Annotated in this window: 22 protein-coding genes; 5 read left to right on the top strand and 17 right to left on the bottom strand. The window is 61.7% G+C overall.

Annotation, left to right across the window (positions count from 1 at the left end; translation table 11 throughout):
* Nucleotide 1: 1 nt before the first annotated feature.
* Nucleotides 2-952, top strand: a complete 951-nt coding sequence (locus AC07W0_RS11985) for an alpha-E domain-containing protein (RefSeq protein WP_017845722.1) — start codon at nucleotides 2-4, stop codon at nucleotides 950-952.
* Here the strand turns inward: AC07W0_RS11985 and AC07W0_RS11990 are convergent.
* From AC07W0_RS11990 to AC07W0_RS12000, 3 genes are all read right to left on the bottom strand, one after another.
* Complete coding sequence (locus AC07W0_RS11990) at nucleotides 949-1,869, bottom strand: AraC family transcriptional regulator (protein WP_046383354.1); 921 nt, start codon at nucleotides 1,867-1,869, stop codon at nucleotides 949-951. The genes AC07W0_RS11985 and AC07W0_RS11990 overlap by 4 nt on opposite strands.
* Before the next feature lie 209 nt (nucleotides 1,870-2,078).
* Nucleotides 2,079-4,364: an ATP-dependent DNA helicase gene (locus AC07W0_RS11995; RefSeq protein WP_102617503.1), complete on the bottom strand. Its 2,286-nt coding sequence runs from the start codon at nucleotides 4,362-4,364 to the stop codon at nucleotides 2,079-2,081.
* On the bottom strand, nucleotides 4,361-6,007 hold the full coding sequence (locus AC07W0_RS12000) for a VRR-NUC domain-containing protein (protein ID WP_102617464.1): 1,647 nt from the start codon (nucleotides 6,005-6,007) through the stop codon (nucleotides 4,361-4,363). The genes AC07W0_RS11995 and AC07W0_RS12000 overlap by 4 nt, the downstream gene beginning before the upstream one ends.
* Before the next feature lie 187 nt (nucleotides 6,008-6,194).
* Here AC07W0_RS12000 and AC07W0_RS12005 point away from each other — a divergent pair, with 187 nt between their 5' ends.
* Entirely contained in the window at nucleotides 6,195-6,419 is a 225-nt protein-coding gene (locus tag AC07W0_RS12005; protein WP_017845718.1) for a YgdI/YgdR family lipoprotein, read from the top strand.
* A 75-nt stretch (nucleotides 6,420-6,494) separates the two neighbouring features.
* Here the strand turns inward: AC07W0_RS12005 and AC07W0_RS12010 are convergent, their stop codons facing one another.
* From AC07W0_RS12010 to AC07W0_RS12045, 8 genes are all read right to left on the bottom strand, one after another.
* Nucleotides 6,495-7,919: a polyurethane esterase gene (locus AC07W0_RS12010; protein WP_046484174.1), complete on the bottom strand. Its 1,425-nt coding sequence runs from the start codon at nucleotides 7,917-7,919 to the stop codon at nucleotides 6,495-6,497.
* Nucleotides 7,920-7,978: 59 nt separating this feature from the next.
* Nucleotides 7,979-9,322 (bottom strand): TolC family outer membrane protein, encoded by a 1,344-nt coding sequence (locus AC07W0_RS12015; RefSeq protein ID WP_102617465.1) that lies wholly within the window; start codon nucleotides 9,320-9,322, stop codon nucleotides 7,979-7,981.
* A 2-nt stretch (nucleotides 9,323-9,324) separates the two neighbouring features.
* Complete coding sequence (locus tag AC07W0_RS12020; protein WP_102617466.1) at nucleotides 9,325-10,626, bottom strand: HlyD family type I secretion periplasmic adaptor subunit; 1,302 nt, start codon at nucleotides 10,624-10,626, stop codon at nucleotides 9,325-9,327.
* Complete coding sequence (locus AC07W0_RS12025; RefSeq protein ID WP_102617467.1) at nucleotides 10,623-12,374, bottom strand: type I secretion system permease/ATPase; 1,752 nt, start codon at nucleotides 12,372-12,374, stop codon at nucleotides 10,623-10,625. Before AC07W0_RS12025 ends, AC07W0_RS12020 begins: the two co-directional genes overlap by 4 nt.
* Before the next feature lie 97 nt (nucleotides 12,375-12,471).
* Complete coding sequence (locus AC07W0_RS12030; protein ID WP_017845713.1) at nucleotides 12,472-12,840, bottom strand: AprI/Inh family metalloprotease inhibitor; 369 nt, start codon at nucleotides 12,838-12,840, stop codon at nucleotides 12,472-12,474.
* A 48-nt stretch (nucleotides 12,841-12,888) separates the two neighbouring features.
* The gene (locus AC07W0_RS12035; protein ID WP_102617468.1) at nucleotides 12,889-14,322 is read right to left on the bottom strand and encodes a serralysin family metalloprotease; all 1,434 of its coding nucleotides are present in this window, start codon (nucleotides 14,320-14,322) and stop codon (nucleotides 12,889-12,891) included.
* A 358-nt stretch (nucleotides 14,323-14,680) separates the two neighbouring features.
* Entirely contained in the window at nucleotides 14,681-15,784 is a 1,104-nt protein-coding gene (locus AC07W0_RS12040; RefSeq protein WP_102617469.1) for a DmpA family aminopeptidase, read from the bottom strand.
* 9 nt (nucleotides 15,785-15,793) lie between these two features.
* On the bottom strand, nucleotides 15,794-17,158 hold the full coding sequence (locus AC07W0_RS12045; RefSeq protein WP_017845710.1) for an APC family permease: 1,365 nt from the start codon (nucleotides 17,156-17,158) through the stop codon (nucleotides 15,794-15,796).
* A 199-nt stretch (nucleotides 17,159-17,357) separates the two neighbouring features.
* Here AC07W0_RS12045 and AC07W0_RS12050 point away from each other — a divergent pair, with 199 nt between their 5' ends.
* Nucleotides 17,358-18,152, top strand: coding sequence for a helix-turn-helix transcriptional regulator (locus tag AC07W0_RS12050; RefSeq protein WP_017845709.1), 795 nt, complete (start codon nucleotides 17,358-17,360; stop codon nucleotides 18,150-18,152).
* 43 nt (nucleotides 18,153-18,195) lie between these two features.
* Here the strand turns inward: AC07W0_RS12050 and AC07W0_RS12055 are convergent, their stop codons facing one another.
* The 5 genes from AC07W0_RS12055 to AC07W0_RS12075 form a co-directional block, all read right to left on the bottom strand.
* Nucleotides 18,196-19,275, bottom strand: a complete 1,080-nt coding sequence (locus AC07W0_RS12055) for a polyamine ABC transporter substrate-binding protein (RefSeq protein WP_017845708.1) — start codon at nucleotides 19,273-19,275, stop codon at nucleotides 18,196-18,198.
* A 60-nt stretch (nucleotides 19,276-19,335) separates the two neighbouring features.
* Complete coding sequence (locus AC07W0_RS12060; RefSeq protein ID WP_017845707.1) at nucleotides 19,336-19,677, bottom strand: cupin domain-containing protein; 342 nt, start codon at nucleotides 19,675-19,677, stop codon at nucleotides 19,336-19,338.
* Between the two features lie 26 nt (nucleotides 19,678-19,703).
* Nucleotides 19,704-21,110, bottom strand: a complete 1,407-nt coding sequence (locus AC07W0_RS12065; protein ID WP_017845706.1) for an NAD(P)/FAD-dependent oxidoreductase — start codon at nucleotides 21,108-21,110, stop codon at nucleotides 19,704-19,706.
* Between the two features lie 168 nt (nucleotides 21,111-21,278).
* Nucleotides 21,279-21,707, bottom strand: coding sequence for a hypothetical protein (locus AC07W0_RS12070; protein WP_102617471.1), 429 nt, complete (start codon nucleotides 21,705-21,707; stop codon nucleotides 21,279-21,281).
* A gap of 82 nt (nucleotides 21,708-21,789) precedes the next feature.
* Complete coding sequence (locus AC07W0_RS12075) at nucleotides 21,790-22,617, bottom strand: helix-turn-helix transcriptional regulator (protein ID WP_102617472.1); 828 nt, start codon at nucleotides 22,615-22,617, stop codon at nucleotides 21,790-21,792.
* 257 nt (nucleotides 22,618-22,874) lie between these two features.
* On the opposite strand from AC07W0_RS12075, the gene AC07W0_RS12080 reads away from it, so the two are divergent.
* Nucleotides 22,875-23,147: a DUF1652 domain-containing protein gene (locus tag AC07W0_RS12080; RefSeq protein WP_017845703.1), complete on the top strand. Its 273-nt coding sequence runs from the start codon at nucleotides 22,875-22,877 to the stop codon at nucleotides 23,145-23,147.
* A gap of 92 nt (nucleotides 23,148-23,239) precedes the next feature.
* Here AC07W0_RS12080 and AC07W0_RS12085 read toward each other — a convergent pair whose 3' ends face one another.
* Nucleotides 23,240-25,684 carry a UvrD-helicase domain-containing protein gene (locus tag AC07W0_RS12085; protein ID WP_102617473.1) on the bottom strand — a complete coding sequence of 815 codons (2,445 nt, stop codon included), beginning with the start codon at nucleotides 25,682-25,684 and terminating at the stop codon, nucleotides 23,240-23,242.
* A gap of 218 nt (nucleotides 25,685-25,902) precedes the next feature.
* On the opposite strand from AC07W0_RS12085, the gene AC07W0_RS12090 reads away from it, so the two are divergent.
* On the top strand, nucleotides 25,903-26,598 hold the full coding sequence (locus tag AC07W0_RS12090) for a pirin family protein (RefSeq protein ID WP_057004051.1): 696 nt from the start codon (nucleotides 25,903-25,905) through the stop codon (nucleotides 26,596-26,598).
* The last annotated feature ends 16 nt before the right edge of the window (nucleotides 26,599-26,614 follow it).

Consider the following 26,614-nt stretch of genomic DNA (forward strand, 5'->3'; position numbering starts at 1 on the left):
TATGTTGAGTAGAACCGCCGCAGACCTGTACTGGATGTCCCGTTACCTGGAGCGTGCCGAGAACCTGGCGCGCATGCTCGAAGTCAGTTATTCGTTGTCATTGATGCCCCAGGCCGGGCGCAGCGATGGCCTGGACGAACTGGCGATGTCGCTGCTCAGCAGCGGCACCCTGGACAGCTACCTGGAGCGCCACGGCCAACTGGATGCCGAGCGCATGCTGCACTTCTTCGCCCTCGACGAAGAAAACCCGGCCAGCATCTACAACTGCCTGCGCGCCGCGCGGGGCAACGCCCATGCCGTGCGCGGGCGCATCACCGCCGACATGTGGGAAAACCTCAACGCCACCTGGCTGGAAATGCGCAGCATCGCCGCCGGCGGGCTGGCGCGCCATGGCATCAGCCACTTCTGCGATTGGGTCAAACAGCGTTCGCACCTGTTTCGCGGGGCGACGTCCGGCACCATCATGCGCAATGACGCCTACCGGTTCATTCGCCTGGGCACCTTCGTCGAGCGCGCCGACAACACCTTGCGCTTGCTGGATGCGCGCTACGAGATGTTCGGCGAGGAATCGGAGGAAGTCAGCGACTTGTCGGCGCGCGGTTATTACCAGTGGAGCGCCCTGCTCCGCGCCCTGTCGTCATTCGAGGCGTACACGGAGCTGTATCCGAATGCGCTGAATGCACGCTCGGTCTCGGAGTTGCTGCTGTTGCGCAGTGATGTGCCGCGTTCGTTGCATGCCTGTATCGAGGAACTGAGCCACATTCTGGCGGACTTGCCAGGCAGTTATGGGCGCACCGCGCAGCGCTTGGCCGCCGAGTTCGAAGCGCGGCTGCGCTATACCGGGATCGACGAAATCCTCGAAGCAGGCTTGCACAGCCGCCTGACGGAATTCATCGACACGGTACGCGAATTGGCGCGGGCGATTCACCGCTCGTACCTGGAGGTGGTTTAGACACCGAGGGGCGCGTGCTTTCGCTCGCGGTATTCCCGCGGGGAGCAGTTCATCAGGCGCTTGAAGGCACTGCTGAACGCGCTGTCCGACTGATACCCGAGTGACTGGCCGATACAGGAAACACTTCTGGCAGACGTGTTCAAGGCCTGTAACGCCAGGTGCATGCGCCAGCGCGTCAGATACTCCTGGGGCGCCATTCCGACCCGCTGCTTGAAGTGCAGGGCAAAGGTCGACCGGGATTGGCTCGCGACACCGGCCATGTCGCTCAAGGTCCAGCGGCGTGCCGGCGCGGCGTGTATTTGCTGCAGCACCGGCGCCAACCGCGGATCGTTCAACGCCGCCAACCAACCGGTGGTAGTGGCGCCCATGGATGACTGATAGAGGCGCAGGATCTGCACCAACATCATTTGCGCCAGATGCTCGGTCATCAACGCCGCGCCTTGCATCGGGCTGGCATATTCCCGAGCCAGGCGATCCAGACACCAGCGCAAAACGCTGGCCTGCTCGGACCTCGCACTGATACGCACCACCGGCGGCAACCCCTCCAGCAATAGACGGGCGTCGTCACCGTAGCTAAAGCGCCCGCCTATCAGGAACAGATCCACAGTCTCACCCAGGCGAGCGATCCCCCCCACAGCGTCACGGTACACCGCGCGCGCGTCAACGCCCTCCAGTGCAAGGTTGCTGGACAACCTCCAGGGACGGTTCTGCGTCAACAAAAAGCAATCGCCCTCGCTCAAGGGCATCGGTACGGGCATGCCCTCGACTTCCAGCCAACACTTTCCCTCCACCACGGCATTGAACTTGATGCCCTCCGGCGGTGGAAAATCCAGGGCCCAATCACCGCCAGCCTTGAGGCCGGCGAAATAGGACCGATGACTCTTTAACAGCGCCACCACGTCGGACAGGGTATCCATAAAAAAACTCCGGACGATCGCGACAGAAATACGGACTTTATGGCGTTTCGCGTCCGGCATCCAGGGGAGAACATAACGGCTCCCCCTGGAGAATTCCCTATGATCAATAAACAACGCCCTATCGAGAGTGGATTCGACGGCACGACAACCGCTATGCAAGCGTTGGCGGGTAAAGATTTGCACGGTATGACTGCCATCGTCACCGGTGGTTATTCAGGCATTGGCCTGGAAGCCGTTTTAGTCGCTATCGCCCACCACCGAGGCAACAGCTGCCGCACCCGCCCTTCGCCGAACCGGTCATCGATCAACATCACCACGCCTTGGTCCTGCTGGCTGCGGATCACCCGCCCCGCTGCCTGCACGACTTTCTGAATGCCCGGGTACAAGTAGGTGTAGTCGTAGCCGGAGCCGAAGATCACGCCCATGCGCTGCTTCATCTGTTCGTTGATCGGGTTCAGTTGCGGCAGCCCCAGGGTCGCGATGAACGCGCCGATCAAGCGCGCACCGGGCAGGTCGATGCCTTCGCCAAACGCGCCGCCCAGCACCGCAAAACCGACGCCCTGGCTGTGTTCGGTGAACTGTTCGAGAAACGCCCGGCGCTCGGCTTCGGCCATGCCGCGAGACTGCTGCCACAGTGCGATGTGCGGGTGTCGCTCGGCGAGTAACAGCGCCACTTGTTGCAGATAATCGAAACTGCTGAAGAACGCCAGGTAATTACCCGGTTGATGAGCGAACTGCTCGGCGATCAATTCAACGATGGGCTCCAGCGAGGCCTGGCGATGCACGAACCGGGTGGAGACCTCATCGACAATCCGCACCCGCAACTGCGCGGCATTGAACGGTGATTCCACATCGACCCAGGCAGTGTCCGCCGGCAGGCCCAGCAGGTCGGCGTAGTAATGGCGCGGGCTGAGTGTGGCGGAAAACAACACGCTGCTGCGCGCCGCCGTCAATCGCGGGCGGATGAATTCGGCGGGCACCACATTGCGCAGGCACAAGGTGGAACTGCTGCGCTTGCCGCGCCACTGACGCAGGCTGATATCAAAGATGAAATGTTCGTTGAACAGCTCGGCGACCTTGGCAAATTGCAGTGCCTCAAAATAGAACGCCTGCAGATCGCCGTTGAGTGCCTCGGGGTGGTCGTTGAAATAGTCGCCCATGGCGCTGGCGCAAAGGCTCAGGGCCTGGAGCATTTTGTCGGGTCTGGCCGCGTAGGCCTGATACGGCGCGAGTTGGTCCTTGTGCAACGCGTTCCACTCACGATTCAAGCGCTGCAAGGGTTTCTTCAACGGCTCCGGCGCCGTATCGCGCACGGTCTTGAGGGTGTACTGATCAAGGCTGGCGCTGTACATCGAACGTGCGCGCTCCACCAGGTTATGGGCTTCGTCCACCAGCACCGCGACGCGCCACTGGTTGAGTTGGGCCAGCCCGAACAACAGCGCGCCGAAGTCGAAATAGTAGTTGTAGTCGGCGACCACCAGGTCGCTCCAGCGCGCCATTTCCTGGCTCAGGTAATACGGACAGAGACCGTGCTCCAGGGCGACCTCGCGCAAGTTGCGTTGGTCGAGCAGGCGCACCTTGGCGGCCGCGATACGCGCGGCGGGCAAACGGTCGTAGAAACCCTTGGCCAGCGGGCAGGATTCGCCGTGGCAGGCCTTGTCCAGGTGTTCGCAGGCCTTGTCCCGCGCCACCAGCTCCAGCACGCGCAGCGGCAGCTCGGGACTGCTGGCGTACAGCACTTGCGCGGCGTCGAGGGCCAGCTTGCGGCCCGGGGTCTTGGCGGTGAGGAACAACACCTTGTCCAGTTGCTGGGGCGCTAGGGCCTTGAGCATGGGGAAGATCGTGCCGACGGTTTTGCCGATGCCGGTGGGCGCCTGGGCCATCAGGCAGCGGCCGGTGCTGACGGCCTTGTACACCGACTCTGCGAGGTTGCGCTGGCCGGGGCGAAAGGCGCTGTGGGGGAACGCCAGGGCCTGTGCGGCGCGGTTGCGGGCGTCGCGGTGCTGCATCTCCTGGCGGGCCCAGCCGAGAAACAACGCGCATTGCCGGTTGAAGAAGCGTTGCAGATCGGCGGCCGCAAAGCGCTGGTTCAGCAAGGTTTCGCCCTCGCCGACGATATCGAAATACACCAGCGCCAAATCGATATGCGCAAGCCCGAGCTTCTGGCACATCAACCAGCCGTAGACCTTGACCTGGGCCCAATGCAATTGCCGATGGTTGGCGGGCTGCGCGTCGAGGTCGCCGCGATAGGTCTTCACCTCTTCGAGGCGGTTGCTGTCCGGGTCGTAGCCGTCCGCCCTGCCCCGCACCTTGAGTTCCTCGTACTCGCCTTCCAGGGCCACTTCGTTCTGGTAGTGCGCGCTGCGCCGCGAGGCGACCGTGCGATGGCCGGCGATGCCTTCCTGGGCGCTGGGCGACGGGGTAAAACGCAGGTCGAGGTCGCCGACCTTGGCCGTGAACTCACACAGTGCGCGCACCGCCACGGTGTAGCTCAAGCGGACTGCGCCCAGCGCACAAAGCAGACGGTGACCGGCATCTGGCACTCGCCACAGAACTCCAGCCAGCGCAGCTGGTTGTCTTGCAGGCGATCGCCGGGGCCTTTGACTTCGATCATGCGGTAGGTTTTCTGCGCGGGCCAGAACTGGATCAGGTCCGGCATACCCGCGCGGTTGGCGCGAATATCCAGCAGCAGCCGCTCGAACCAGCAACGCAAGTGTTCGGCGGGCAAGCATGCCAAGGCCTGCTCCAATAGTTCTTCACTGAGCAGGTTCCAGAAGACAAAGGGTGACTGGATGCCCCACTTGTCCACGTACCGTTGGCGGATGGTGTGTTTGTAGCGGTCATCCTGCAGTTGCTCGAGACAGGCGGCAAACAGTGACGCACGGCGCTGATGGAAGTCTTCGCTGTGCAAATCCGCCGGCCCGCGCTGGAACGGGTGGAAAAATGCCCCCGGCAGCGGCGCGAAGATCGCCTCCCAGCACAGCAGGCCGAACAGCGAATTGATCAGGCCGTTTTCGACGTAGTACACCGGCGCATCGGGCTCGCTCAGATGCGCCTGCACGCAATACTCCACCGCCATCGAGGGCGGCGGCGGGGGCAGCGCCAGGTCCAGGCGCGTGACGTCCCGAGGCTTGGCCTTGGGCACGGCTGGCGCGCCCAGCTTGCGCCGCAGGCGCGGCAACACTCGCAGCAGGTGTTGCTGCTCGGCGGGGCTTTCCGGGGCCTCGTGGGCGGCACATGCCAGGGCCATCGCCTGGGCGTAGTCTTCCTGGCGCTCCAGCACGCGAATCAAGCGTGCGCGCGCGCCGGGATAAGCACAGGCCCGGTAGATCTGCTCGGCCAACGCCAACTCGGCACTGCGCTCGCAAGACTGGCCGACCTGGAACAACAGCTTGGCCCGGCGTTTTTCCAGCCAGGGGTTGTCGGTCTGCAACGTGGCGATCTGCGCCAGCACGCTGTCCAGCGCCTGCGCGGACTCAAAGGCTTGCTGGCACTGGTGCAGGAACAGAAACCCCAGCACGTCATCGCGGCTGCGCAAACCGCGGGACTGCGCGCAAAACTCGACTTTTTCGTAGGTGTAGATGCCCAGGTCCGCCAGCACGAACTCCGACCAGTCCTGATGCAGGTTGCCGAAGAACATCAAACGCAGGCGATCACACAAGTCCATCACAGTGACGCTGTAGAGCACGTCATCCAGCTCGGGGCACCAGTGGGCAAAGCAGCGGCGCTCATCGAACTGCGGCGCCAGTTGCTCGAGCCAATCGGCCTTTTTGCCCTTGGGCTGCTCGATCCACGGCTGGAACGCGCCCAGCAACTCGCCCTTTTGCAGCAACCCGAACAGTTCGTCAAAGCCCAGCAGGCACTGATCATCCACCCAACCCAAAGCCTTCAGCGGACGCGCTGCCGCATGAGCGCAGCCGATCTCCGGGTAATTGAGCTTGCCCGCTCGAAAATGCACGCCCTTGCGCATCACCAGACGTACCAGTAATGCCTGGGACGCCTGCGGCAACCTGTCGAATTGCTGAATGAAATGCGCTTCTTCAGCATCGAGCAGATCGGCATAGCGTTGTGCCAGCCAATCCAGTACCTGACGGAAGTTATGCAGGTAATACAGGGGATTTTCGAGGGGTTCGGGCATGGTCCGCAGCGATCAAATACTGGTTATGCATACAGAGTGCCGCCGCTGACGCGTTGTTGCAATCGGTAATAGATAAATGGCGCACGCAACTTTTTGCGTAAAAGTGATCAGATAGGGGAATTGATGGCGTAACATTTATGGCCCGCAGCCTCAGGCCGCGGGACTTTTCAGGGTTAAGGTAAGGGTTATGAACATGAAGAATTTGGGTCTGCCACTGGTTGCACTCACTTTTCTGGTATTGGCCGGTTGCGCGACGCAAACCGTAGTGACATTGCAGAACGGCACGCAGTATTTAACCAAAGACACGCCGAAGACCAAGACCGCCGACGGCTTCTATGAATTCACCGACATCGCCGGCAAGCGCATCCGCGTCAGGGCCGATGATGTGGCCACGGTTCGCAAGGAAGACTGATCCCTCCCGGCATCCTTCATCAAACATGTGGGAGCCCGCTTGCTCCCACCGTTTGAACCGCGTGCCAACGCGGTTTCAACCGATCACGACGCCCTCCCCCGACCAGTTGCTCACCCCCACCAACGTCACCGAATCCGCGCCAAAACTGATCACCGTATCGCCGCCCACCGCCTTGGCGTGCTCGCGATAATCCAGGCTGCCCTGCACATCCGTGAACACCAGTTTGTCGCTCGATTGATAGCCGATCACCCGATCCTGGCCAAACGGCCCGCTGAACAGAAAGGTGTTATGGCCACTGTTGTCGCGAAGGGTGTCGTTGCCCTTGCCGCCTTCGATGAAGTCCGCGCCCTTGCCGCCCTGGATCAGGTCATTACCGTCGCTGCCGATGATGAAGGTGTTGCCCTTGTGCGGCTCGGCATTGCGGTTGAGGTCCTGCACCCAGGTGGTAGCCCGCGCCGGGTCGGACAGGTTGGCGACGATCACCGTCGAGTCCCGGCTCATCTGGTCGTAGAACCCGGATTCGAGCACGCGGGTCATGCCGTCGCCATAACCGCTGGGCAAATGCGACACCCAGGTCGGCAGGTTTGCAATGGAAAACGGCAGCACGTTCCACAGCGTCGAGGCGTAGTGATCGTTGAAGCTGACGATGTTGTCGGTGGTCGATTCATGGGGTTTGTCATGCACGCCCAGGGACGACAGGTTGAAGGATGAACCGTCCAGCGCACGGAATACCGGGTCGTTTTCATAGCCGATGTTCAACACCTTGTCGCCGGCGCTCTGGGTCGGCGACGCGTAGGCCACATAGTTGGCGTCCTTGTAGAACCCCGACCATCGCTGGTCGCTCAACTCCGCCAGGCTGTTGACCGCCAGCCCGCCGAGGCTGTGGCCGCTGACCAGCACGTCGGAACCGCTCAGGCCATGGGCACCGGCATACTCGGCAACCGCCTTGAGCAAACCGCCGAAGGCTTCGCCGGCGTAGTTCTTCGCGTAATCCCTGGGGCCCAGGGCGGCGAGCAGATCGCTGAGCAGATCACCGATGGAATCGCTGATCAGGCTTTCCCGCGGCCCCGACGTGCCGCGAAAGCCGATGCCGATTTCGAGCAGGCGGCCGGCGTCATCGAACTTGCCCAGCACTTCGGCCTGCGCGGTGGTGTAGCCAGCCTTTTCACCGAAAAACGTGCCCCGGGCGTCGACCTTGCCGGCGTAACCCAGGGTGCTCGCGCTGAGCGGCGTCCATCCGGCGTGTTGCAGCGCTTCCAGGGCGGCCTTTTCCGAGTCGGGATTCCACGGGATACCGGGGATCACGCCTTGGGAGTCGGCACCACCGAGCAATGCACCGACCAGCGTCGCCGGCAGGCCAACGCCCAAGCCGTGGTGCTGATAGCCCACGGCAAAGCCGTTATCCAGGTTGTGGTAGGTATACAGCGTGATCGCCATCGCATCGGCGAACAGCGCTTTGGAACCCTCGGTGCCAAGGTTTTTATAATCAAAGATTCCCATCGGTAGTGCCTCTCTGTTGTTGGAGTTGTCGAGAAAGCGCAATGACGTCCCAGGTGCTGCTACGGCTGCTTGCCCACCGGCCCAAAGGCCTCATCGACTTGCGCCAGGTCGGTATCGCGCAGGTTGCCGGCGTAGTAGTGCAATTTGGTCCAGGCCATCAGGTAGTCGTAACGCGCCTGGGCCAGGTCGCGCCGGGTGCTGTAGAGCTGCTGCTCGGCGTTGAGCGCATCGAGGTTGACCCGCTCGCCGCCGAGGATGCTTTGCCGGGTCGACACCACCAGCGCCTCGGCCGAGGTCAGGGCTTTCTGGTAGGCGCGCAGCTTGCTCACGCCCGACAGGCAGGCGCTGAACTGGCGACGCAGTTCGATCAGGGTTTCGCGGGTCTTGCCTTCCAGCTCGTATTCGGCCTGCTCCATGGCGCGGCTGGCCTGGCGCGTGGAGGCGGAGACAGCGCCACCGGCATACAACGGCAGGCTGACTTCGACGCCGATGGTGTTGGTGTCGTAGCGCTGGTTGTAGGTGTTGCCGCTGTCGGATTCCTGCTGGCGCGAACTGGCATACGCGGTGATCTTCGGCAAGTGCCCGGCACGGTTGCGCTCCACTTCATAACGCGCCACTTCCAGGGCCTGGCGTTGCGAGGCCAGCGTCGGGTTGTTGCTGATCGCCAGCGCGTGCCAGGTGTCGTAGTTGGCCGGCGTCAGGCTGAAGGCGGCGAAGCGCTGATTGAGCGGCGCGAGGTCGTGGATGTTGACGCTCTGCACGCCGATCAACGCGCCCAACGCTCTTAACGAGGCGTCCTGTTCATCCAGCGCCTGGATTTCTTCGGCGGTGGCCAGCTCATAGCGCGATTCAGCTTCAAGGATGTCGGTGCGCGTGCCCTCGCCCTGCTGGAACAGGTGCTGGTTCTGCTGAAACTGCTGCTCGAAGGCGTTTTTCTTGGCGCGGGCGATCTCGATCTGGTCTTGGGCGAACAACGCTTGGGTGTAATAGCTCAACACCCGCACCAACAGCGCCTGGCTCTTGTCGCGAAAACTTTCATCGGCAAACAGCGCCTGGGCCACACCCTTGCGGTAGTTGGCATAGGCTTCGTAGTCGAACAGCGGCTGCTGCAGGCTGAAGGTCGAGCCGTAGCTGTTGTAATTGCGCGCGTCGCGATAGCTGCCGCCACGCCCGTCAGGCAGGTGCGCTTCGGAATTGTTGCGCCCCTTGTTGTAGTTGTAGGACAGCCGCGGCAGCAACCCGGCGCGGCCGATGGTGCGGTTTTCCAGGCCGGCGTCGCGTTCCTTGAGCGCTCCAAGGAACACCGGATCGTTGCGCAGAGCCTGCTCGTACACATCGAACGGGCCCATGGCGGCCTGGGCAGACGCACTGCTCAACAGCACGGCAATGAACAGCGGTTTCATGTTCATTCCTCGGTCAACGCAGAGCCGGCGCGGTCGAGCAGCGGCTTGAACAGGTAATTGAGCAACGAGCGCTCGCCGGTACGCACGAACATCTCGGCGGGCATGCCCGGCTTGATCACCAGGCCGTGGAGTGTTTCCAGCGCGGCCTCGCTGACGCTGGTGCGCAGCACGTAGTATGGCGCGCCGGTCTTTTCGTCGAGCAGTTGGTCGGCGGAAATCAGGCTGACCTGCCCCGGCACACGCGGGGTACGGCTCTGGTTGAACGCGGTGAACAGGATATCGACCGGCAGGTGGGTGCCGACCTTGTCCACCAGGTGGACCGGCAAATGCCCCTCGACTTCCAGCCGCGTGCCCTGTGGCACGATCTCCAGCAAGGTCTCCCCGGCACGCACCACCGCGCCTTCGGTGTGGACGCCGAGGTTGACCGCAATGCCATCGGCCGGCGCGTTGATTTCGCTGTGTTGCAGGTCGAACCCGGCGGACATGAGTTGCTGCTCCAGGGTCAGGCTGCGCAGTTGCGCGTCGGCCAGTTGGCTGCGCACTTCCTTCTGGTATTCGTCGCTGTGCTGCTGCAGTTTGAGCCGCGATTCGAGGATGCCCTGCTCCACTCGGCCGCTTTCGCCGGTGTTCTGCGCCAGGTCCTGTTGCACCTGGGACAACTGGCGCTGGTACTCCATCAAGCGGTTGCGCGGGATGTAGCCATTGTCGGCCAGGGGCTGCAGATTGCTCAGTTGATCGCGCAGGGATTGAGCCTGGGCGCTCAGGTCGCTGCGTGCGCGGCGCATGCCATTGAGCTGCGCCGTGGCGCCGTCGATATTCGCGCGAATCCCCGCCTGTTCACGGGCAAAGGCTTCGCGGCGGCTGCTGAACAGTTGACGCTGGCCTTCGAGCACCAAGGCCAGCGCAGGGTCCGGGTCGGTGCTGAGTTCGGCGGGAAACACGATGGCCGCGCGATTGTCGCGCTCGCTCTGCCAGCGCGCCACACTGGCCCAGGCCAGGCGGTACTGCGCTTGCAGCGATTGCACATCGGCCTGGTTCTGGGTCTGGTCGAGACGAAACAGCGGCTGGCCCTGTTTGACCGTCTCACCTTCGCGCACCAGGATCCGGCTGACCACACCGGGGCTGAAGGTCTGCACGGCCTTGCGCTTGCCCGAGACCACCACGGTGCCCTGCACCGGAATGCCCTGGTCCAACGGCGCCAGGCTGGCCCAGAGGAAAAACCCACCGGCGCCGACCACCGTCAGCCACCAGCCCAGACGCACGAAAAAAGCGGCGTCGCGTTGTTCCACAGTGAGCATGCTCATGCGCCTGGATTCCTTGCGGTTTGATACTGACGACTGAAACTGACGCCGGTTTTTTCCTGCGTCGCCGCCTGCTGGCCGGACAACGCGCGCAGCACGTCCTGGCTCGGCCCAAACGCTTGCAGGTGGCCTTCGTTGAGCACCAGCAACTTGTCGGCCTGGGCCAGGGCCGAAGAGCGGTGGGTGACGAGAATCACGCTGCTGCCCTGGGCCTTCAGTTGCACGATGGCGCTGGCCAGCGCGGCTTCACCGACGGTGTCGAGGTTGGAGTTGGGTTCGTCCAGCACGACCAGCCGCGGCCCGCCATACAGCGCACGCGCCAGGGCCACCCGTTGCTTCTGGCCGCCGGACAGGCCGCCGCCGTTGTCGCCCAACACGGTGTCGTAGCCTTGCGGCAGGCGCAGAATCAATTCATGCACCCCGGCCTGTTGCGCCGCCTGGACCACCTGCGCCGGGTCGGCATCGCGAAAGCGCGCAATGTTGTCGGCGATGCTGCCGCTGAACAATTCGATGTCCTGGGGCAGGTAACCGATGTGCGGGCCAAGATCGTCACGGTCCCAGAGATGGATATCCGCGCCATCCAGGCGCACGGTGCCGGCCAGGGTTGGCCATACGCCCACCAGCACCCGCGCCAGCGTGGACTTGCCGGAACCCGACGCGCCCAGCACCCCCAACACCTCGCCGGCGCCCAGGTGGAAGCTGACCTGATGCAGCGTCGCCAGGCGTCGACCCGGCGGGCCGGCGCTGACCTGCTCGAAACTCACCTGACCCTTGGGGGCGGGCAAGGCCATCGGCTCGACGTCCGGCGCAAATTCGCGCAGCAGTTGGTCAAGCCGCTGATAGGCCAGCTTGGCCGAACTCCACTGCTTCCACACGGCAATCAACTGGTCGATCGGGCTGAGCACCCGCCCCATCAGGATCGAACCGGCGATCATCATCCCGGCGGTCATCTCGCCCTTGATCACCAAGAACGCGCCCAGGCCGAGCACCAACGATTGCAGGCACAGGCGCAGGGATTTGCTCAGGGCGGTGATCACCGAGCCGGTGTCGCTGGCCGCGTTCTGCAAGCCCAGGAACTGCGAATGCACGGCAAACCAGCGCTGGCGCAATGCGCCGAGCATGCCCATGGCCTGGATGGTTTCGGCGTTGTGCAAATGGCTGGTGGCCAGTTGGCTGGATTGCTGGGAGTAACCGCCAGCCTCAGCCAGGGGCTTGTTGGTCAGGTATTCATTGAGGCAGGCCAGGCCGATCAGCAGCAAGGCCCCCGCCGTGGCCAGCACGCCCAGCCACACGTTGAACAGGAAAATCACCAACAGATAGATCGGAAACCACGGCGCATCAAAAAACGCGAACAGCGCCGGCCCGGTGATGAACTGGCGCAGATGGGTCAAATCTGCCAGGGACTGCCCGGCATGCCCCTGGCCGCGTTGCAGGTTGCGTTCGAAGGCGGCTTTATACACGCGCAAGTTGAAGCGCCGTTCCAACTGGCTGCCGATGCGGATCACGATAAAACTGCGGATGACTTCCAGGCTGCCGATAAAGGCGAAGAAACCGACGACCATCAGCGTCAACATCACCAGAGTGGTTTCATTCTGGGAGGACAGCACGCGGTCATACACTTGCAGCATATAAATGGACGGCACCAGCATCAGCAGGTTAATTAATGCAGTGAAACAGCCAACGCTGATCAAAATACTTTTATATTCACCCAGCGCCTTGAATAAAGGCGCAACAACAGGGGGCTTCGCCATGGTGTTTGATCTTCCTTGAACCCAATGACCGGCAATAGTTGCCCCAGCTCCTGAATAAGCGGCGGCCAACTATTAAATTCGAGTTATAGCGTTATAACTAAGGTATTCGTTGCAATGTCACGATATCGCCAGATGGCGTGCGCGCCTGGTATTCGCCGTCGCGCTGACGATTCAAGTGGGTAATCCCGGAACCTTCGGCATTCATCAACCAGATCCCGTCCGGCGTCGGCGACCATGTCAGGGGTTTGTCTCCCAGCCATTGCTCGACGCAGGCCACATCGCCCCCCACGGCGGTGGCTTGCTCCAGCAAATCCAGGGCACAGACCTGATCCTGTCGGTGCAGTTGCCAATGTCCGGCCAACTGGGCGGTGGTGGGTAAAACGAGACTGCTAGCCATTGCGTGGGCTCCTGCCGACACGAACAACACCTGTAGGACACAGGCGATCAAATGCACAAAACGCGGCATGTGTATGCCCCTCCTGGAAGCGCGGCGCCACAACGCCGCGCCGGTGCATCAGGCCACGATGTCGCTGACCGCTGCCTGGCCCACGGTGGTGACGAGGAAATCCGCCACGCCGTGCCCGGAGAAGTCCACGGCCAAGGTACCCAGGTGGGTGCCCGAGGCATAGCTCAATACTGCGTCGCCGGCATGCCCGGTGAACGCGTTGACAAAGCTCAGGCCCGCACCTTTGGTGATGCCGCTCAGGTCGATCTTGTCGGCGCCGCTGGTGAAGTCAAAGATCTTGTCCGCCGCACCTGGCCTGGAATCGGAACTGGCACCGAACACAAAGGTGTCGTTGCCGGCGCCGCCCCACAGTTGGTCCGCACCGCCAGCGCCGTAGATGAGGTCGTTGCCGGCCCCGCCCTTGATCAGGTTGGCGGCATTGTTGCCGATGATCAGATCGTTGCCCGCACCGCCGAAGGCGTTTTCCACGGTGACGCCCTTGGCGATGGACACGTTGCCCACCAGGCCGCCAACGTCGGAGAACGAGGTCTCATTGAGGTTGATCTTCTGGCTCTGGGTAAAACCGGAGAAATCCAGGGTGTCGTTGCCGCCGCCGTCCCAGACCGAAAATACCAGCTTGTCGGCGTTGGCGGTGGCGCTGAGGAAATCACGCCCGGTGTTGGAGTTGAAGCCGTAGGTGGTGTCGCCAGCGCGGGTGGCGTAGTTCGCGCCGTAAAGCTTCTGGATCGCCGCGATATCGTCGATCAACGGCCCGGAGGCATAGGCCTCGACCCCGCCCTTGCTGAAGTTCTGGTTGGTGTTGCTCTCACTCCAGTAACTCATGAGGCTGTAGCCGCGCGTGTCCTGTCCATAGGTCGCGTCGTTGTAGGTCGGGTTGCCATTCCCGGCGTTGTAGTCGCCGGGGTGAGCCAGGCCCAGGCTATGACCGATCTCGTGGGTCAGGGTCTGCCGGCCGTAGTTGTTCAGGTCCGGGGTCTTGTTGGGTGTGTAGCTGCTGTTGGTCAGGTACCACGAGGTGCCGTCGTAGCCCGCGCCGGTGCCGGGCAGGTAGGCGAAGGCCGCCGCGCCGTCCTGGCCGCCGCTGTAGTTGCCGAAGGTCATATGCCCATCGCCGCCGCGAGCCTTCTCGGTGAAGGCAACGTTGGCGACATCCGACCAGGATTGCATGGCCAGCGCGGCCTGGGCTTTCTGCTGGCTGTTGAACTGGCTGAAGCCCGAAATGCCATGCTTGTTCAGCGTGCTCGAGGAGGCCGAGGTCAGAAAGGTGTAGGTCAGGTCGATCTTGCCGTTGCCGTCGACGTCCCGGTACGCGGCGCCGTCGCGCAGCAGCTGGGTGGCGGCCTGGTCAACGGAATAGGAGGGTTTGCCATTGATCGTGAGGTTGCCGCCACGGTCGTACAGATGGCTGAAACTATCGATTTGCGTATACGCAGTGCTGGCTTGCGCGGCAGACACAATAGCCTGGTCTTTTACTTTTGACATAAACGTACTTCCTTGTGTGCAAGTGCATCAGTCTTGGGTCGATAGGAACCCCGCTGGCGAGATCGTCCTATCACTCGCCTCTTTTGAAGGCGTCACGAAACTGACACAACTTGAAATCTTTCGTCTACATCTATTTACGCAGTGAAAACCGACAATCCAGCAACTTAAGCAAGTCGCGTGCAATGTTTGTAGGGGGTTAGTTGCTTTTGTCCGACAAAAAGCACCGTGCTGTTATTTAAATATTAAATAGCGGTAAAGCCGCTCAACTTGAGCGGCGCACTTGTTTAGATGGATCCAATATATTGTCACGGTGTCATTCGCCGCATTAAAGAGCCAGCATCTTTATAAATACACCGGATTATCGGCAGCTGTTCCAGCCCGTCTCGCGCAATGCCTGCAACAGTGTTTCGCCGTCCAGACCCGGCACTCGCACCCCGTCGTCGGTGGTCATGCTCTCACCGGCCAGCATGGCGTTGACGATCGCCTCCTCCACTGCCTCCGCCGCGGCGAGGAACAGCGGGGACATATGATCGTTATTGACCATCTGCACCGCGCTGCTGAACGCCAGGTCCTTGCGCCCATAGTCCGCCGGGGGCAGCGCCTGATTGCCGGTGGCGAAGGCCAGGAACAGGTCGCCGCTGGAGTCCTCGGTGCCGCCGCCGGTGCGCGCAATACCGATGGACGCGCGTTGCGCCAGGCGCCGGCATTGATGGGGCAGCAATGGCGCGTCGGTGGCCAGGATCACCACGATCGAGCCCATGCCCGGCGTGCCCCGCTCGGCGAACGGCGATGGGATCGCCATCAACTGCCGGCCCACCGGGTAGCCGTCGACCCGCAGTTCCTGGCGCTTGCCATGGTTGGCCTGCACCAGCACGCCGACCGTCCAGCCGCCCTGCTCCGCCGGCAACCGGCGCGACGCGGTGCCGATGCCGCCTTTGAATTCATGGCAGATCATCCCGGTGCCGCCGCCCACCGCGCCTTCCTGTACCGGACCACTTTCGGCGTGGTCCAGCGCCTCGCGCACATGCGCAGGCTTGACGTGCTGGCCCCAGATATCGTTCAGCAGGCCGTCGTAGGTTTCCATCACCACCGGCATGCACCAGTACACGGCCGGGTCCACCAGGCGCTCGCGTTCCAGGGCAATCAGGGTGTCGCGCACAATGCCGAGGCTATGGGTGTTGGTGATCGCCAGTGGCGTGGTCAACAGCCCGGCTTCGCTGATCCACTCCAGGCCCGTGGCGTCGCCATTGCCGTTGAGCACGTGATACCCGGCAAAGCACGGCTGCTGCCGCGCCTCGCCGGCACGCGGCTGGACCACTGTGACGCCGGTACACACCTGTTTACCGTCGACGCGGGTCTTGAGCGTGCTGTGGCCGACCCGGACGCCGGGAACATCGGTGATGGCATTCAACGCGCCGGGCGTGCCCAGCCCCAACGTGATGCCCAATTGACGTGCGCGCATAACCACTCCTTACAGTTTCTGATACGCCGGACTCAACCGGCCACTGATGCAATACAGAATCACCGACAACGCCAGCAAGCCGATGATGACCATGATGTCGCGCACCGAAGCCTCCGCGATCAAGGTCATCAACAGATACCCGGCGCCCAGCACCGCCAGCAATGCCGGCAGCGGCCACAAGGGCATGCGATACGGATGTGCGCGCTCACGCAGCAGCACCCGGCTCATCAGCGCACTCAAAGCCACGATCAGGTACACCAGCATGATCAGCAGCACACTGAACGAGGTGAGGTCCGCCAGGTTGGAGCTGAAACTCAGCAGCGCCGAAGGGATCGCCAGGAACAGCGTCGCCAGCCAGGGCGAATCCCAGCGCGGGTGAATGCGCGTGAACAGTTTGTTGATGGTCGGCGTCCACAGGGCGTCGCGGCCGCTGCTGAATACCACGCGGCCGATCTGGATCACGATGGCGACGATGGCGTTGAATACCGAGAGGAAGATCCCGGCACTGACCAGGCGTGACAAGGTTTCGTTGCCATGGCTGGTCAGCAGGTAGCCGATGGGGTCGGGGCTGCTGATCATCGCACTCAGCGACGGCGCACCGATCAGCAGTGCGGTGATCGGCACCAGTTCGATCACCACCACCAGCCCCAGGGACCACAACACCGCTTTGTGTACGCCCTTGCCGCCGCATTTCATGTCTTCGGCCAGCAGCACCGCCGGCCCGTAGCCATTGAAGGAGAACAGGCCGATGCCGACCGCGCCGATCACCAGGGCCCAGGGCGCCAGGTGCAACATGCCGTTTTCGACGATCTGCGGCTGAAACAGCACGCTGACCGGCTGCACCGGATGGCCGAAGCCGAGGAACACGATCACCAGCAAGGCCGCCACTTCCAGCAGCAGGCAAGTGCCGGTGATCCAGGCATTGAGCTTGATATTGAGGATGCCCAGGGCGTAACTGCACACCACAATGACCAGCGCAACGGTCTGGGCATCGAACCGGGTGCCCAGGGCGTTATTCAAGTAGGTCGCCGCGCCCGTGGCCAGGACCGGTGGGATAAACAGCAACATCACCAGTACCGTCAGGAACGTCGCATAGCCCGCCATGCCGCCGAATACCCGCTTGGCATACACATATTCACCGCCAGCGCTGTTGTGGGCGCGGCCCAGTTCGGCGTAGCAAAAGGCGAACATCAGCGCGAGCAAGGCGGCCATGACAAAGGCCAGGAACACGCCGCTGCCGGCCTGTTGAATGGCGAACGGGGCGATCACGAACACCGAACTGGCGGGCGTCACCGCCGAAACGGTAATGGCCACCACATCGAAGACGCTCAGGGTGGGCTTGAGCACGCCGTCAGGCGCGGGGGAAGCACTCATATCGTTATCCTCTGTCGTTGTTTTTTGTGTGAGGCAGAAACGAAAAGTCTGAAAGTCGTGGGATATGTTTCCCACTCAATGATCGCGAAGTTAAAGCCAGAGCTGTTGTCAGCCAATTCCCCTATTGGCGTACTCCCCTTGACGACACCCGGCAAAAGCCGAACCCTTGGCCGATCTTTTGATGAGGGGAACCTGTGACATGAGCCTGTTCAGGGAAGTCGGCATGCATGCGGGGCTGGGGCGCACCCTGTCACAGATCGGCAGCGAGCGATTCTGGAAACAGCTGGTGCTGTTGTTGCACCAATGCCTGCCGTTCGATAACGCCCTGGCGATTTTCTACCCGCTCGACGGCCTGCCCCAGGCCCTGGAGGAATACGACGCCCAGCCCAGCAGCAAACCGGCGTCGATGCTGGTGTACCTCAACGGCCTGTACGTGCTCGACCCGTTTTTCCAGGCCTGTCGCGAAGGGTATGCCAGCGGCGTGTACCGCCTGGAGGAAGTGGCGCCGGACCATTTCCGCCAGAGCGAATACTTCCTCAATTACTTCCACGACAACGTGCTGGAAGACGAGGTGCAATTCATCCTGCAACTACCTGGCGCGGGCACGTTGTCGCTGTCACTGGGCATGCAGCGGCGCTTCAGTGCTGAAGAAACCGGGCTGCTGACCACCTTGGCGGCGTGGGTGCTGCCGTTGATGCAGCAGCATTGGCAGCAAAGCACCCAGCGTGTACCGGCAGCGCAGGCGATGGCCAGCCAGATTCGCGATGCGCTGAGCCATTTCGGCTGCGGCGTGCTCTCGGACCGCGAGCTGGAAGTCGCCCGCCTGGTACTGCGCGGGTTCTCCTCCAAGGCCATGGCCGAACGCCTGAATATCTCGCCGGACACGGTCAAAGTGCATCGCCGGCATCTGTACGCCAAGCTGGATATTTCTTCGCAGCCGGAGCTGTTTTCGTTGTTTATCCAGTCGTTGGGGCATGACCTGGAAAACCCCTGAATCCAAATGTGGGAGGGGGTTTACGTCCTCCCACATCAGTTCTTCAGCGCCCGGTACGAATGGTGTTCCACACCCGCGTGCGAACCCGGTCGATATTCAGCGGCATCGCTTCCAGCGCGAACAACTTGCCCATCATTTCCGCGCTTGGGTAGATCTTGGTATCGGCCTTGATTGCCGGGTCCACCAGGCTGTCCGCCGCACTGTTGCCGTTGGCGTAATGAACGGAGTTGGTGATGTCAGCCATCACTTGGGGCTCCAGCAAGTAGTTCATGAAGGCATACCCGGCCTTTTCATCCGGGGCGTCGGCGGGCATGGCCACCATGTCGAACCAGATCGCGGCGCCTTCCTTGGGGATCTGATAGCCGATGTTCACACCATTCTTGGCTTCCTTGGCGCGGCTTTCGGCTTGCAGCACGTCGCCGGAGAAACCGACGGCCACGCAGATGTCGCCATTGGCCAGGTCACCGGTGTATTTCGAGGAGTGGAAGTACGCCACGTAAGGGCGAACTTTCATCAGCAGCGCCTCGGCTTTCTTGTAGTCCTCCGGCTTCTTGCTGTGGGGTGGCAGCCCCAGGTAATTCAGAGCGATCGGCAACAATTCCGGGCCATTGTCGAGGATGGCCACCCCGCATTTGCTGAGCTTTTGCATGTATTCGGGCTTGAAGATCAGGTCCCAGGAATTCACAGGCGCGTTATCGCCCAACACCGCCTTGACCTTGTCGACGTTGTAGCCGATGCCGGTGCTGCCCCACAGGTACGGGAAGCCGTGGGCGTTGCCCGGGTCGTTGTTTTCCAGGGCCTTGAGCAGCACCGGGTTGAGGTTCTTCCAGTTGGGCAATTGGCTCTTGTCGAGCTTCTTCAGGGCGCCGCCCTGGATCTGCCGCGCCATGAAGTGGTTGGAGGGGAACACCACGTCATAGCCGGAGTTACCGGTCATCAACTTGCCATCGAGGGTTTCGTTGCTGTCGTACACGTCATAGCTGAAACCGATGCCGGTTTGTTTCTGGAAGTTCTTCGTGGTGTCCGGCGCAATGTAGCTCGACCAGTTGTAGATCTTCACCGTCTCGGCGGCCTGGCTGATAGCGGCCACCAACATCAAGGGCAACAGGGCAATGGCTTTCATGGTTCGATTTCCTGGCGGTTTTAGGGCTGTTTTTATGGCAGGCGATCAAGGATCAAAGCGTTACAGGATCAATACATAGGTCTTGCGCACGGTTTCCTGGATATCCCAGGTTCCGCTGCTGTTGGCCGGCAACATCAGTGCATCGCCGGCTTGTAGGTGGACGATTTCTCCGTCGTCAGGGGTGAAAGTGCAGCGGCCCTGGATAAAGTGGCAAAACTCCTGGGCTTTGATCTGCCGGCGCCAGCGGCCGGGGGTACAGGCCCAGATACCGGTTTCGACGCCGTCGCTGCGCTCGACGCTCAAGCTTGACGCCACGGCGATCGGCTCGCCCAGGGGCACGGCGACCGGTGACGAATCCGGCAGGTGGGCATTCAGCGCGTCTTTGAATTGAGTGATGCTCATGGGGCTACCTGTGTGAGTGGAACGGCTCAGTGCATGAAACTTTCCATGAACCCGGCCACGCCGATCGCCAACTTGCGGCGCCAGGGCGCGGTATTGGGATTGGCCAATACCTGGTCTTCATGGACAAAACTGCGAATGATCGCGTTGTAGCCCAGCCAGCGGCACGGCTCCGGCTCCCAGGCCTTGAGCGCCTCCAGGCCACGCTCGCGGATCACCCAGGGTTGATGGGTCAACGGCGTCTCCTGGCCCAGGATCAGGTCGGCCAGGGTGCGGCCGCCCAGGTTGGTGGCACCGACGCCCTCCCCGCCGTAGCCGCCGGACAGCGCGATGCCGGTGGCGTGATGGCAGAGCATGTGCGGTCGGAACTGGCGCGACATGCCGAGGTTGCCGCCCCAGGAGTGGGTAATCCGCACATTTTTCAACTGTGGGAACAGCTCGCCGAACAGGTAGCGACGCAGCGCCACTTCGCTGTCGGTCAAATCGAAGTCGTGGCGCAATTTGCCGGCAAACTGATAACCGCCACGGGCGCCGAACACCAGGCGGTTGTCGGCCGAACGCTGGCCATAGGTGACCTGACGGCTGCTTTCGCCGAAGGCCTGGCCATGCCTCAGGCCGATTTCGTCCCAGGTGCTGGCGGGTAATGGCTCGGTGGCGACGATCAGGCTTTGCACCGGCAGTTGGTAGCGACCCAACGGCGCCAAGGTGGTCGCGTAACCCTCGACGGCCGGCACTACCCAGGCGGCACGCACGCCGGCCTTTGCAGTGCGCAGGCGGCCGGACTGCCAATGGGTGACGGGCGAGTTTTCGTAGATCTTGACGCCCATGCGTTCCACCACCCGCGCCAGGCCGCGGACCAACTTGGCTGGGTTGATCGTCGCCACATGGGGCGCATAAACCGCGCCAAAGGGCTTGGCGATTCGCAGTTGCTCAGCCAGTTGTTGCGGGTTCAGCCAGCGGTAGTCGGCCTCGGTGAGGCCTTGGGCGTAGAGCTTGTCCAGATAAAGGCGCAGGCTGCTTTCCTGCTCGGGGTAACGCGCGGCGCAGTACAGGGCGCCGCCCTTGCGGTAGTCGCAGTCGATGCCTTCGCGGGCCAGCACCTGCGCCACTTCGTCGGGAATGCCGTGCAGCAGGTCAAACGAAGCACGCCGCTGCTCGGGCGTGAGGCCGGCGAGTAAACGGTCTTCCCCCAACAGGTTGCCCATCAACCAGCCGCCATTGCGCCCGGACGCGCCGAAACCGGCGGTTTGCGCCTCGATGATCGCAATGTTCAGCTCGGGCGCCTGGCGCTTGAGGTAATACGCGGTCCACAGACCGGTGTAACCGGCGCCGATGATGGCCACGTTGACGTCCAGGTCGTGCTCCAGAGACGGCCGCGCCAGCAGCGGGTCGTCCAACTGGTCCATCCATAAACTGATAGTGCGCCATGCCGGCATGCCAGGTTCCCCTACCTCGTTTCGATAGGCTGGATCCTAGAGCGGGATGTCAGGGGCTGTCTTGCGCGCGTACCCGCAGGGAAATGTTGGCGCGACCTGCTGCCCCGTCAACGCCGAATGATTGGCGCTAACCGACGCGGGCAGAGGCTGCGGAGCCGACTATTTATTCTACCCCTTGAAGGCGTACTGGACGTTTACGCTAGTCGTTCGACCGTCAACACTGAACTCACAACTCACTACCCCGAATAACTGTTTAAGGGGGATGCTCCTGGTAAGCGACACCTCGCCTTTGTGAGCTGTATAGCTGTTACCGGTTTGATGGTCGACGTAAATAACATCTTTAACACTCTCCCCGCCCACCGGGTATTTACCCGTCGAAATGGTGGGCGGTGTGAGTTGCACTTGAACCGCTTCGAATTTATCCGGGTTCTCGTCAACGGTTCGGGCACCGAAAAACCTCAGCGCACCGTCTTGCTCATCCATATACACACGGTCCGCTTGAAAGGTGTGACCCGTTCCGTCGATGTTAATGATTCCGTCCATGCGGCCTTCACTCTCTGGACCGTTCGGGTGGGCGGATTTATTGTGCTTAGACATAGCGACACTCCAACTGAAAGAAAAGATGCCTGGGCATTACACTACGAATCCGCGAATGAAAAACCTGTCGAACATGACAGGTTTAACCCACATCTTTTTTATTGCCAGTTGATCTAGCCGACTCGCCCTCAAAGCGCCCTTTAATGTAAGCCTTCGGCGTCAGGCCGGTGTGCTGGCGAAAAGCGCTATAAAACGCCGATAACGAATTGAACCCCGCCGCATAGGCCAAGTCGTCCACGCGTATGGGCGGCCTGGCTTTATCCAGCGCAGCCAGCAAATGCACGAGCCGAGCCTGATTGACATAGCGATAGAAGGTTTGCCCGAGGACTTGATTGAGCAAGTAGGAAATCTGATTGCGACTGTAACCGCACTCCTTGGCAACCCGTTGCAGGTCCAACTCCGGGTCCAGGTAGGGTTGTTGCTGCTGGAAGTAGTGCTGCAGGTCGTTGGCCATATGCCCCAGTTGCTGGGGCGACAGGCCCAGGCGGCTGACGCTCGGGCGCGTAGTTGGGGGGCTGTGTTCATGCACCAGCGACGCATATTCGTTGACCCGCCAGATCAGCCCGTCGCGCACGGTGATGGCCTCACTGGTACGGAACGACACCAGGCCCTGCCCGCCGCGCAGGGTGATGCGGTACTGGATGAACGCGGTGTCGCCATCGGCGCGAATGCGGTCCATGTGCTCGATGGCCTCGTCGGGCCCGCGCGGCATGCTGGCTTGCAGGTACTCGCGCAGCTCAGCGTAGCCGACGACGCGGTTCTGGAAGAAGTCGTGGTACTGGATGTGCGGATGGTAGTAAGACATCACGCCATCCAGGTCGCGATGACGCCAGCACAGGTGGTGGCGCGTCACTAGCTCGCGCGTGGCGTGGGTGTGCTGGCAATCATCGTCCGCGGCGGTGTGGGGCATGCATGGCTCTACGACGGGTAAAAGGTGGAGGTTGCCGAATTTCAGCGCTGCCATCAATGGCCGACGGCAACTTCTGACTAATGGCCTTTTGCCCAGCCTTTAGCAAGACATGACACACGTCAAGCTATAGGAAAAGAACCGCCGAACGGGGCGAAAAAACTGCCCTTGCATTTATGAACGAATGCTATTTTTACACTCTCACTCGCTGTGACCAGTGACGGTCATGGCCCCCTGCCGCGAGCTAAAGGAAGCGCTCAATGAACAAGGTGGGCAACATGAACAAAGTGACATTCCCCAACGCCTGCCAGCTGATGCGCTGGCATTTCCATCCCATGGGCTTCGAAGGGAGCATGGACGCTCCCGGCAGTATGGTCGCGCGTCTGTTCGACCGCGCCAGCGGCGAGACGCTGATCGCCATCGCCGGCATCCCCTGCGCCACCGTGATGAATGCTACCGATGTAGAGCGCATCATCGAAGCGGTGGAAGCGGAGCTGGAGTGTTTCGTGCCGCCGCATTTGTTAAGGGCTTGAACACGACCAGCGGTGCGCCAGTCGAGCGGTCTATCGACTGATGCACCGCTATTGCGGGCAAGCCCCTACATAGGGCCTGTGCCAGACAGTGCTTAGCGCTGATCGTCAAAAAACGCTTTCCTGGCGTCGACCCGCTCCGAGGCCTTCGGCACATTCACGGCCTGACCCTCGGGTTTTTCCACATACCAGTAGCAATGGCTGACCGCGCGGGTAATGCCGACATACGCCAGGCGCAGCACTTCGTCTTTTTGCGCGTTGTCGTAGGGTTCAGTGTCGCCGGCCTTGCCCAGGCCCGCCATGCGGTACACCTGGTTCTTGTACGGCGAACGGGTGACATGCTGGCAATCCCCAAGCAGGAACACCGCATCCGCCTGCAGGCCTTTGGCGCTGTGATAGGTCAATTGTTTAAGCCTGCGCGCCGCGGGCGGCAAGCTAGAATCCACATTAACTACAGACTGAATATGATCATTAATCAATAACTTATCGCTAGTTTTTCGATACAACATTAACACCGAATCGCCCTTTTGATAGTGCTCCTGCAGGCGCCGGCCCAAGGCCGCATCGTCGCGTTCCAGTACCGTAACGGGCACCAACGCCTTGGGTATGCCGCTGGCCTTGGCCTTCTTGCCGGGGATCGCCGGCGCGGCGCGCACAATGTGTTCGGCGGCATCGATGATGTGCTGATGGCTGCGATAGTTCTCGCCGAGCATGACGCGGGTGGTACTCGGTGCCGGGAATTCCTGGTTGAACTGCATGAAGTACTTCGGCGAACTGCCGCGCCAGCCATAGATCGACTGCCAGTCATCCCCTACGCACAGCAGTGACGAATGCTGGGCGCCGCGTCCTACATGCATGGCTGGCCCACGGCTGCGGATTTCACGCAGGCTGGCGCGCAGCCAGGAGACGATCTGCGGCGAGACGTCCTGGAACTCGTCGATCATCAGGTGTGACAGCGGCCGCAACAGGGGGTCGCTGAGCAACTTGAGGTTTTCCGGGGTGTTTTCGCCAAACAGCGAGAACATGCGGTTGTAGGTCATGATCGGCGGCGACTGGTCGAGCAGATGATCTTCCAGAGCTTTCCAGAAAATGCTCAAGGCCTCGAAGAAGCAGCGGTCCGGATCGTCTTTGGCGAAACTCATCTGGCCCACGGCACTGGGCACGTCCAGACCGAGGTTCTCGATGAAACCTGCGGCCATGACAAAACAGTCCAGCAACGGCGCCGACGCCAGCTCGCCTTTGACCTTGTAATCGAACCCCGGCCCCGCACTGGCATCACCGGCCAGGCTGCTTAAAAGACGCTTGGACGACTCATAACTATCAAGCCATATCAAAGGCTTACGGCAGAATGCTTGAAACAGGGTGCGCTTGACCGCCCATTCCGCACGCACCGACAGCTTGGCATTGGGGCGGCTGAGCTGGGCGTTTTCCCGCGAATCGAAGCCCAGCACGACCCAGGCATCCAGCTCGGGAATATAGCCATGGCAATGGAATTGCGCGCCATTGATCTCCACGGTCTGGCGACTCGGCTCGATCCCTTTGATCGGCCAGGCGCCCGCGCGAAACCACAGGTCTTCAATCACGTCACACAGCTCTTCATCGCGCTTGGCGGCCAGTTCTGTCACGGCCATGCGCTTCTGCACGTCCGGGTGATCACGCTCCAGCTCCTTGAGCTGCAAACCATGGCGCGCCAGCGGTGCAATCAGTTCGCGAAAGCGCGGGTGCTGGCCGTACAGCCGGTGGTAGCAGGCGTTCATCTGCTGGCGTTGCGCCTCGTTGAGGCGCAGGTCGAACGGGTTGCTGTCTGCGTCCTCGAAGCCCGCACTGAGGTTCTCGAACGCCTGCAGCCGCTCGAAGCCCGGCAGGCTGCGCACCATCGGCAGGATGCGTGAGTGGAAGGTTCGCACCACGGCCTGGGCTTCTTTGATATCAAGGGGTTGCCCCCACAAGCTGAGCACTTCCATGAGTTTGTTGATGAAGTCCTTGCGCGACTCACGGGTGAACGTCACCACGGTCATCGAGCTCAGCTCGAAACCCAGGTAATGGGTGAGCAGCAGGATACGCAACACCAGCGAGGTGGATTTGCCCGCACCGGCACCGGCGATCACCGAGGTGGACGGCGTGTCGCTGAAGATCATCTTCCATTGGGCGGCGCTGGGCTGCGCGTGAGCCGGCAGCAAGCGTGCCACATCGGCCTTGATGCGTTTTTTCAGATCGGCCGTGAGGGGCAGCCGCCAATCATCGAACAGGTTGTCATCCACCCCCGGCGCACGGTGTTCTTCCGGGCGGAAGTCGCGAATCAGCAGGACCTGCCGGCCTTCTTCGATGCCGTCGGCCTTGCCCTCGCGATAGCCGTACTCCACACCCGCCTCGTGCCCACTGCGAAAACCGTCGGCCTGCCCATGCAGCCAGGAGAACCGGTGTTGCGCGCGCAAGCGGGTCAAGCCATGCCCGAACAAGCGGGCGGCGAGCCGTTTCAACCATGGCATTTCGGCCAGGGGGCGCAATTCAGGGGGCAGATCAGGCTGTTGTTGCGGCACGCGGACTCCTGCGATGAGCTGGGTGTTGACGAGTGCGCCATGGTCGCCGGAATCGCCGCGCAGTTCCAGCCAATTGCTTTGCCGTCATGCAGTTAGGCGATGAAGTGAAAGTCAAAACATCCGAAACCAATCCAATTGATCGATAGGAATAAGGCATTTTTTACGCTTTTTATCGATCATGCACTGTTGGATGATGACCCCATCAACTGGAGACGATCATGCTCGAATTACGACCTTTCACCGCCCTGGGCGGCGCCCATCATGGCTGGCTTGACGCCCATCATCACTTTTCATTCGCTGAGTACCACGATCCCCAGCGCATGCACTGGGGCAACCTGCGGGTCTGGAACGACGACATCATCGCGCCCGGCACCGGGTTTCCCCAGCACCCGCATCGCGACATGGAAATCATCACCTATGTACGCGAAGGCGCCATCAGCCATGCCGACAACCTCGGCAACAAGGGCCGCACCGAGGCGGGTGATGTGCAGGTCATGAGCGCCGGCACCGGGATTGCCCACAGCGAATACAACCTGGAAGCCACCCCCACCAAGATTTTCCAGATCTGGATCATCCCCAACGAAGCCGGCCTGCCGCCGTCATGGGGCGCCAAGCCGTTTCCGAAAGGTGACCGCGAAGGGTTTGTGACCCTGGCCAGCGGCAAGGCCGGTGACAGCGAGAGCCTGCGCATTCGTGCGGATGCGCGCCTGGTGGCAGCCAACCTGAAAGCCGGGGAAACTGCCGAATACCGCCTGGACAGCGGGCGTCGCGCCTACCTGGTGCCAGCGACGGGGGTGATTGAGGTCAATGGCTTGCGCGCGCACGCGCGAGACGGTGTCGCGGTGGAAGATGAACAACTGTTGCGCGTGACCGCGATAGAAGACAGCGAGATCGTGCTGGTCGACCTGGCCTGATCTCGAGGCGAAATGT

Source organism: Pseudomonas sp. GW704-F2 (assembly GCF_059423025.1).